Here is a 672-nt window from a genome sequence, read left to right on the forward strand (position 1 = left end):
TATTTTTACTGATTAAAATTTGAAATTTCCTATAATTTTTATTTTGAGTTATTATCTAAAAACTTACTTTCAAGGATCCGCTAAAATACATTTCCTGCTTCTTAGGGCTTAAATAGTCTGAATGCGACATTGGCCTTGCATATCCAAAGTCAAAGTCAAAGATTTTTGTATCAAATCTGATTCCAGCTGTCATTCCAGTTACATATCCAGTTCTGTATTTAGATTTATCCCTGTTATACTTTGCAGCCCCGTATCCATAATTAACATATGGGGAAACAGCCGCAAATTTCTTAACTGGAATACTGTATGCAATCTCATTGCTGACTTCTATAGCCTTGTCTCCCTGAATGGACTCCCTTGTATGGTAGCCCCCTACACTTCCGACACCGCCTATTGTCTGTCTTTCACTTCCATAAAGCACATCATTTGAATAGCTCCCACTAACATTTGCCCTGTATACAAGCTTGTTCGTTATGGGCTTGTAGTAGCTAAGGTTCATGCTGTATTTATGGAACTGCGCCTTTGGCGTAGTATCTATCTTTCCGCTGTCCCTTTCGGCATGAAATATTTTAAGACCTCTCTCATATCCGAAAGAGCTTCCAAAAATCCCTCCGAAAAGTGAAGTTGTAGCATTAAGGCTTAAAGTACCTATAGCAAGCTTCCTGTCAGACA

At 38.4% G+C, this 672-nt stretch carries 1 protein-coding gene; it reads right to left on the minus strand.

The genetic code is table 11. The annotated features are described in order from the left end of the window. Nucleotides 1–55: 55 nt before the first annotated feature. The coding region (locus tag HMPREF1552_RS03115; RefSeq protein WP_021743621.1) for a ShlB/FhaC/HecB family hemolysin secretion/activation protein at nucleotides 56–672 on the minus strand (617 nt) is incomplete at its 5' end.

It is taken from the genome of Leptotrichia sp. oral taxon 879 str. F0557 (assembly GCF_000469385.1).
GTDB lineage: Bacteria > Fusobacteriota > Fusobacteriia > Fusobacteriales > Leptotrichiaceae > Leptotrichia > Leptotrichia mesophila.